The 7,965-nt window shown below is 51.4% G+C and carries 8 protein-coding genes and 2 pseudogenes; 5 read left to right on the forward strand and 5 right to left on the reverse strand.

What is annotated here, in order from left to right:
* The first annotated feature begins 12 nt into the window (after nt 1-12).
* From CNE01S_RS20980 to CNE01S_RS20995, 4 genes are read left to right on the forward strand one after another with little or no spacing between them, the layout of a single operon-like run.
* Complete coding sequence (locus CNE01S_RS20980) at nt 13-1,104, forward strand: flagellar basal body P-ring protein FlgI (RefSeq protein WP_061278264.1); 1,092 nt, start codon at nt 13-15, stop codon at nt 1,102-1,104.
* A 9-nt stretch (nt 1,105-1,113) separates the two neighbouring features.
* Nucleotides 1,114-1,503 carry a rod-binding protein gene (locus CNE01S_RS20985; protein WP_061278266.1) on the forward strand — a complete coding sequence of 130 codons (390 nt, stop codon included), beginning with the start codon at nt 1,114-1,116 and terminating at the stop codon, nt 1,501-1,503.
* A 3-nt stretch (nt 1,504-1,506) separates the two neighbouring features.
* Entirely contained in the window at nt 1,507-3,459 is a 1,953-nt protein-coding gene (gene flgK / locus CNE01S_RS24800; protein WP_072279199.1) for a flagellar hook-associated protein FlgK, read from the forward strand.
* 2 nt (nt 3,460-3,461) lie between these two features.
* Nucleotides 3,462-4,469: a hypothetical protein gene (locus CNE01S_RS20995; RefSeq protein ID WP_061278269.1), complete on the forward strand. Its 1,008-nt coding sequence runs from the start codon at nt 3,462-3,464 to the stop codon at nt 4,467-4,469.
* 76 nt (nt 4,470-4,545) lie between these two features.
* Here CNE01S_RS20995 and CNE01S_RS21000 read toward each other — a convergent pair.
* The 5 genes and pseudogenes from CNE01S_RS21000 to CNE01S_RS21015 form a co-directional block, all read right to left on the reverse strand.
* Nucleotides 4,546-4,999 (reverse strand): annotated as a pseudogene (locus CNE01S_RS21000) (DUF943 family protein).
* Nucleotides 4,983-5,186: pseudogene (locus tag CNE01S_RS21005) on the reverse strand (DUF3289 family protein); the annotation flags it as partial. The pseudogenes CNE01S_RS21005 and CNE01S_RS21000, both read right to left, overlap by 17 nt.
* Nucleotides 5,117-5,281 carry a DUF3289 family protein gene (locus CNE01S_RS26030; protein WP_082763263.1) on the reverse strand — a complete coding sequence of 55 codons (165 nt, stop codon included), beginning with the start codon at nt 5,279-5,281 and terminating at the stop codon, nt 5,117-5,119. The pseudogene CNE01S_RS21005 and the gene CNE01S_RS26030, both read right to left, overlap by 70 nt.
* A 396-nt stretch (nt 5,282-5,677) precedes the next feature.
* Nucleotides 5,678-6,124, reverse strand: coding sequence for a hypothetical protein (locus CNE01S_RS21010; RefSeq protein WP_061278271.1), 447 nt, complete (start codon nt 6,122-6,124; stop codon nt 5,678-5,680).
* Nucleotides 6,117-7,070 carry a transcriptional regulator gene (locus tag CNE01S_RS21015; RefSeq protein ID WP_061278272.1) on the reverse strand — a complete coding sequence of 318 codons (954 nt, stop codon included), beginning with the start codon at nt 7,068-7,070 and terminating at the stop codon, nt 6,117-6,119. Before CNE01S_RS21015 ends, CNE01S_RS21010 begins: the two co-directional genes overlap by 8 nt.
* Nucleotides 7,071-7,736: 666 nt before the next feature.
* On the opposite strand from CNE01S_RS21015, the gene CNE01S_RS21020 reads away from it, so the two are divergent.
* The coding region (locus CNE01S_RS21020) for a flagellin N-terminal helical domain-containing protein (protein WP_439645715.1) at nt 7,737-7,965 on the forward strand (229 nt) is incomplete at its 3' end.

Consider the following 7,965-nt stretch of genomic DNA (forward strand, 5'->3'; position numbering starts at 1 on the left):
CCGGAGCCGACGATGCGTAACGTAGCGCTTTTCCTCTCGCTCCTGTGGAGTACCTGCTCACTGGCCGAAACGCTGGGTAACATCGTGGATATTCAGGGTGTGCGCGGCAACCAGCTGGTGGGCTACAGCCTGGTGGTCGGCCTTGATGGCTCCGGCGATAAAAACCAGGTGAAATTTACCAGCCAGTCGGTGACCAACATGCTGCGCCAGTTTGGCGTGCAGCTGCCGACCAAAATTGACCCGAAGGTGAAAAATGTTGCGGCGGTCGCGATTAGCGCCACGCTGCCGCCGGGCTATGCCCGCGGGCAGTCGATTGACGTGACCGTTTCTTCAATTGGCGACGCCAAAAGCCTGCGCGGCGGCACGCTGCTGCTCACCCAGCTCCGGGGTGCCGACGGCGAAGTCTATGCGCTGGCGCAGGGGAACGTGGTCGTTGGCGGCGTGAAGGCGGAGGGAAACAGCGGCTCCAGCGTCACCGTGAATACGCCCACGGTAGGGCGCGTGCCGAACGGCGGCTCTATCGAACGCGAAATCCCAACCGATTCTCAGGACAACAGCCAGGTGATGCTTAATCTCAAGCGTCCAAGCTTTAAAACCGCCAATAACGTGGCTGTAGCGCTGAACAGCACCTTCGGGGCGAATACGGCTACCGCACAAAGCGCGACCAACGTGGCGGTGCGTGCGCCGATGGATCCGGGCGAGCGCGTCAGGTTTATGTCGATGCTGGAAGACGTGCAAATCAACGCCGGGAAACAGCCTCCGCGCGTGGTGTTTAACGCTCGTACCGGCACGGTGGTTATCGGTGATGGCGTGGTGGTTCGTGCCGCCGCCGTTTCTCACGGCAACCTGACGGTCACCATTCGTGAAAGCAGCAACGTCAGCCAGCCGGGTGCATTCAGCCAGGGCCGCACCGTGGTCACGCCGGAGAGCGACGTCAACGTAAATCGCGGGCGAGGCCAGATGGTCACTATTCCTGCGGGAACCAGCCTGCGCAGCATCGTGAGCACCATTAACAGCCTGGGCGCATCGCCGGATGACACGATGGCGATTCTGCAGGCGCTGCATGAAGCCGGTGCGCTGGATGCCGAGCTGGTGGTGATTTAAGGAGTCCAAATGATCAATCCGATTAACCGGCAGAAAACCGTGCTGCCCGGCGATATGACCGGGCAGGTCAAGCCACAAAATGTTGAGCAGGCAGCCGAACAGTTTGAAGCGATGTTCCTGCGCTCGATGATGCAGCAGATGCGCAAAGCCTCAGATGCGATGGCCGCCGAGGACAGCCCGTTCAATAGCAAACAGCAGCGCATGATGCGTGACTTTTACGACGATCGACTGGCCTCCGAGCTGGCTTCTCAGCGCAGCACCGGTATTGCCGGGATGATTATTGCCCAGCTGACACCCGCCGGGGTTAAGGCTGAGGCGAAAAGTGCCGCTTTACCGCAGCAGCCTACAGAAATAGCTACCCCGGTCATCCCCGTGATGCGTCGCGGTCAGGAGTCATAAAACATGAGCATCATTAATATTGCCTACAGCGGCCTTCAGGCGGCCCAGACGGGGATGAGCGTCACCTCGATGAACATCGCCAATCTGTTGACGCCCGGCTACAGCCGTCAGGGTATGCTGCAAATTGCTATTGGCCCGATGGGCCAGGTTGGCCTGTCCGCAGGCAACGGCGTGCAGGTGGACAGCATTCGCCGTATCTCCAATCAGTATCTGGTCAACCAGGTCTGGCAGACGAACACTAAAGCCAGCTATTTCACCTCGGGGCAGCAGTATCTTGGCGCGCTGGAAGAGGTGATTGGCACTGACTCAACGAGCCTGGGTAACGGGCTGGATGAGTTTTTTGGTGCCCTGAGCGCAATGACTACGCAGCCCGAATCCCCCGCGCTGCGTCAGCAGCTGTTAAACCAGGCCAACTCGCTGGCAACGCGCTTTAACAGCATGAATGATTTTATCAACAGCCAGAAAAACTCACTGTCTACACAGCGTAATGCGGCGGTGGACAGCATCAATTCACTGAGTTCCTGCATCGCCAGCTATAACCAAAAAATTATCGAGCTGGAATCTACCGGCGGTAACAGCAGCGTACTTCGCGATCAGCGCGACGAACTGGTGAAAAAGCTCAGCGAGCTCGCGGATGTAAAGGTCACTGAAGACGGAAGCGGGAGCTACACCGTGGCGCTGAAAGGCGGCCAGCCGCTGGTTAGCGGCAAAACGGCAGGTGAAATGAAAGTGGGCGTGGATGCCAACGGCAACAGCACGCTCAGCCTGAAGTTTTCCACGAGCGAGTTTACCCTCAATCCGTCGGCCGGCGGCCAGCTTGGCGCGCTTTACGACTATGAAACGACCACGCTGAAAGAGATGCAAAGCGCGATTCAGGGCATGGCAGAAGCGGTCGCCGATCTGTTTAACAATCAGCTTGCACAGGGATTTGATCTCAACGGCAATCCCGGCAAGCCGCTGTTTGTTTTTGACTCGAGTAATAGCGCAGGCATGCTGCAGGTCAACGATCTCAAGCCTGATGAGATTGCCCTGTCCGGTGCAGCAGGTGAGCCCGGTAACGGCGATAACCTGCAGCAGCTTATCGAGCTGAAAAACAGTAAAACGAACATTAGCGGCCTGGGCAACATGAGTCTCAACGAGGGCGCTGCGGCGATTATCTCCCGCGTTGGCATTGCCAGCCGCCTGGTACAGCTGAACCGCGAGCAGTCGGCAATTGAGCAGTATCAGAACAATATCACCAGCATCAGCGGGACGCTGGCAAGTCAGGAGTCTCATCTGCAGGCAATGAACGATCAGCTGCTGGCGCTGCATGACAAGCTGCTTGCCGCGGCCAACGACACCAACAGCCAGCAGGATATGGCGGGTTACGGCGCAGAGCTTGAGTCAATGCTCGATTCGCTGGTGGCATCGATGAATGCGCAGAATGAAAACGGCAGCTATCTTTTTGCTGGTACGAAAACCGGCACGAAGCCAGTACAGTGGGATGAGGTGGCGAAGACGTTTGTATTTGCCGGTAACGACGGTACGCGCGAGACGACCGTGGCGAACGGGGTAAACATTAAGGAAAACACCAACGTTGCCAGCGCCTTCTCCTCCGGCAGCGACGATCTGGACATGTTGAATAAGCTGAAAGCGTTGTCGCAGAAGATGCAGGATCCGACCATTCCGGCAGCGGATTATAAGAGTGAAGTCACCGATATGCTGGACTCTGCCAAAGCCACCCGGGATAACGTGTCGGCAATCTTCACCGACGTAGGCGGGCGACAGAACCGTTTGACCTTACTGAGTGACGCGCACACCGATGTCAGCGCGGCAAACGACCAGGTAGTACGCGATCTTTCTTTCAGCGACCCCGCTACGGCGACGGTGAACCTTCAGCTGTATATGAATTCGGTGCAGATTTCCAACCAGGCTTACAGCATGATCAGTAAGCTCTCTTTGTTTAGCGTGATGTAACCATGCAGGTTGGTTTATCCACAACAACATCTTCCCAGGCTGCCGCGCTTAGCCGCAGCAATATCAATGCTCCGCAGGCCGTGCAGCGCCGTCAGGTGGAAGAGACGACGTCATCCCGTAGCCCGTTTCCTGAAGCGGCGCTGTTATCTACTCGCCCGCTGCGCTACAACGTTCAGCTCAACCAGCAGCTGACGGCGGTGCAGCAGGCGGACAGCTACCTTTCCAGCGCAGAAACGCAACTTTTGCAATTGCGCCACGCAGCAAATCAGGGAAAAGGGCAGGCTCAGGCGGAGGGTCTGGAGCGGCTGCTGGCCCGCCGGGACCAGCTTTCTGGCGGGACGATCGATCGCCAGTTCAACATCAGGCTGCAGAGTCAGTCGCAGGTGAATTTCACCTTGCCGGGCAGCGAAAAAATCCTGACTTCTCCCGGCGGGGAAACGTTGGTCTTTATGCTGGGAGGCGCGAAGCGAGAGCTGGCCGCAGTTGCGCTGCCGGAAGAAGGCTCGCCGCGTACCGTTTTGACCCGTCTTAACGTTGGGCTGGGTCGAATGGGTATTCACGCCAGCCTCGACAGAAGCGGGCAGGTGAATTTCAGCGTGGATGAGTCCCGCTGGGAGCAGGTCAGCCTGCAGCTCAGCGTGCGGGGGGAAGGACATAATTTCCCCTCTGATGCGTTTACTTTGCTGTCGGCCCAGCCTGAGAAAGCTCAGCATGAAGCTCTGGTGCAGCTGGCGGCACGCCCGGACAGCAGCCGCGATGGGCAATTGCGCCTGCAGCAGGCGCTGGAGCAGATAACGCTGCAGCGTGGTGCGCTGCGGGCTCATCAGGATCGCGTCCGGTCTCGTATTGATGAGATGGCCACACCGTATAGCCCACAGCAGGCGCAAGACACGGCGCAGGCGTTGGGCAGCGTGCTGGAAAAAAGCGGCGACAGTTTTTCGACGCTTAACCGTGCGCTGGGGGCGCAGGCGAACGTGCAGCTAGCGACGGTGAAGAATTTGCTCGGATAGTGCTTTTTATGCCTGAAAATGCTTTTGCTTCCCGCCGCAGGGCGGGTGGCAGCGACTTTCTTCATGGAATGAGACGTTAATATTTTATCTTTATCATCTTGCCTTTATCGTTTATGTAGTATTTTCCATCATGAACGCCGAAAAACACATTGTTATGTCTGTCCGTCGATACCGTGAAGGCTTTGTCTTTTTCAATGCAGTTTAATGGTGGGGGCATATCGTTAAAACACAACCTGTCATACTTCCCTTCTTCTTTATAGCCATCACCAAAATACCATAACAAAATAACCATCTTGATCTGGTTCAGGAATGTTATATTTATTTTTAAGCACATCCTTGTTTTGTGGCCACCAATTTATCTTTCCTTTCTCTGTCGGTGGGAAGGATTTGACTAAAACTGAACTATGGTTACCTTGTTTATGGACTGCAACAATCTCTACCGGACGAAGCATTAACCATAGACCGTAAGCGGCTAACGCACTGGCAGTTAAAAATAGCAGGGCAAGTGTTTTTTTATATTTCACCGTCATTCCGCTCTCCGGTAATATTGATTTTGGCTTCGATATTGGTCATGAAGGGCTTGAATTTAAACCGGCTGTAGCGCTGAAGAATGAACCAGATGCCGAAAAAACGAAAAAATTTGAATTTCACTTTTGAAATATCATTGTTATCCAGCCCAAAGTGATCCTGCACGGTGTAGCGAACAATGGCGTGATATCCGACAAGTCGCCGTAGCGCATATCGTCGGCGAGGTAGTCATCCCTCTTTTTTTGGCTTTTGAAAATCGTGCAGGGAAATCGGAGTGCGGGCATAAGTACCTTCCTTGTGTATTGTTCCCATGCTCATCGTGAGCACCGGTTATCATAAGTTGCCATTGCACGTAGCGTATGAAAAATCGGGTTTCGACAGCTAAAATTAAGACGAAAAGCGAATGTTTAGACTTGTTAAAATAGTGTGGTGAGGTTTTCGGGAGAGGGGATTACCGCCCCATAAATACTTTTACCTACTTTTCGTTTTTCTATCTTTGAGGTGAATGTATTTTGTGGTTAAACACGGCAGACTGCTGCTGATGGGCGTATTCGAAAAATTGTATTCAGAACTGTTTAGTTGAATTCCTGATGAAGATAAGGACTGAAGCGGCTTGAGTTCGGGATAAAATGAAAAAACGCCCCATTTGAGGCGTATGAATGATGAGCTTCCTGATTCTGTCAGCGTGGTGGATAAAGAAAAATAATCCCACTTTGGCCAACGACCAGCGGTTGTCCATTGAGTTGTAGCGGCTGCATCCAGATATCCATATTCATCATCAAATCCACCATTCCGTCGATCATTAATCCTTTGTTGACGGCGCTGTAATAAATCGGAGACCAGGAAAACCATTGGCGACGCTGATGGGTGCTGGTTTGGGTGAACTTTCCTTTCAAAATAAAACGCGGATCGTCCGGGCTAGTGATCGTCGTCAAAATCGTTTTATTGACTATGACCATGTGGGTGTCATAGGTCTCTTTTCGCCGCGACATTAGATCGTAAAAGCCCATTTGGACATCCACGTTGGTCTGTTGTTCAGGAGGCATAATACTCCGCGGCCAGCTATAAAAACCAAACAGGCTAATCAACAAGAGGGCAATTAAGGTACACAGAAGCCATTTAGCCAACGCTGCAGCCCTCCATTTCACCGATCTTTCTTCGTGTTTCTCTCAGGATCAGGTTGTTGAGCTGGTTGATGTCTATCCGCCAGTGATAGATCGACATGGCCAGCTGCTTACTGTCACAGCTGCTTTTCAGCGAAAAGGTATAGTTAAGCGTCTGATCGATGCTCTGATAGTAAACATTCATCATGATCGATTGCCCTTTAAGGAGCTGATTCATTTGATAGAGAGTCCCTTTCAGCTTGTTATAAAACTGGTCTTGATAGCTGCCCTGATGGCCTTGGGGAAAAATTTCGAACAGGCGAATGTTGCTGTATACGTTGGTTTCCCGTTCCTCGTACTGCAAACGAAGATGGGAGTACTCAAAGTAGCGCCATGTTGCAAAGACAGCGATAATTAGCGCGGCGGTTATCAGTAAAACAACAGCCGGGAAACGCTGCCATGGGAAAACGCGAGTCATTGTCGGGGCATGTTTCAACGCGTCTGCAGCGCCGCTTGTCTGTTCTGATAAGAAGGGGGGGACTGCCTCCTCATTCATGTCCAGGGGGGGCGTGTCTTCAAAAAATATGGCCTCACTGAGCTGTGTTTCGTCCGACTTATCAAAGACTTCATTTTCTTCTTTTTCAATCACACTGCAATAATCGGCTTCCAGCAAATAACCTTTTCGAGGGATGGTTTTAATTATCCTTTGCTGCTTGCCATCATCTTCCAGTGCCGTACGCAGCGCATGAATAGCGTTCGGCAAACTATTATTGCCAATGACTCTATGCTCCCAGACAAGCGTGGTCAGCTCTTCTCTGGTGAGAATCTTCCCTGCATGTTGAGTCAGCGTATCCAACAATTTTAACTGAAATTCTCCAAGGCGCTTCCGTTCTCCATTGGTTAAATGGAGAATCGACCCGGAGCTAACATCAATTAGCCAGTTATTTACAGCGCAGTAGCGTTTATTCATTTTTGGCTGTAGCCATTCCTGTAATAATTAACGGATATCGCGGTGCTATGCGTGAGCACCACGAATACATTCGTCATCATTAAGTCCATTTAACCGTCATTACTAAGCGGCGACGCGTTGCTGAGGGAACGAAAAAGCAACCTGCCTCTATACCTGGTACAGATTTACCTGTCTGCGGGTGGTGAAAAGTGTGGTTTTAAGGGGTGTCGATAGTAATGTCATCTTCCTTGCCTCTTTTTTACGCTATAAAAATGTGATTCGCAACATGTTTTAAGACGGTTTTTGGCATGCTTTATTAAATGAAATAATGAAAAGTTAATATTTATAAGTATATTTTAGTAATGTTGTAAAAATGATTTTTGATGTAAAAATGATGTTCTCAATAACGTGCGTTATTAACTTTATTTTCTTTTTTTTAAAATGGCATGCAAGTTATTTTATATTAATTTTTTATTTAAGATTATTCTCAAAAGTGTCGCCTGGAAATGTCTTTTTGTTTTTTATTGATGCATTCATTTTGAATGAGAATCATTATTTTTAAAAATTTTATTTTTTGCTGTGCGTAAATAAAAAAGAAAACAGATTTAATTTTAAAGAATGCGGTGTCGTTTTATCTCAGTACAACAGTCAGGAGACTGAACATCAGGTTCATCAAGGAGATTCATTATGTCTTTATCTATTTTCACCAGCGGCTCTGCCATGTCCTCCCTTAATGCGTTGAATAAATCCAACAGCATGTTGTCCACTGCGATGGAGCGCCTGGGCACCGGCAAACGCATCAACTCTGCCGCCGACGACGCCGCAGGGATGCAGATCGCTTCCCGCCTGCAGGGCCAGAGCAACGGTATGGCCGTGGCTCAGCGCAACATCTCTGACGCCACCGCCATGCTGCAAA

The organism is Cedecea neteri NBRC 105707 = ATCC 33855 (assembly GCF_001571265.1).
Lineage (GTDB): Bacteria > Pseudomonadota > Gammaproteobacteria > Enterobacterales > Enterobacteriaceae > Cedecea > Cedecea neteri.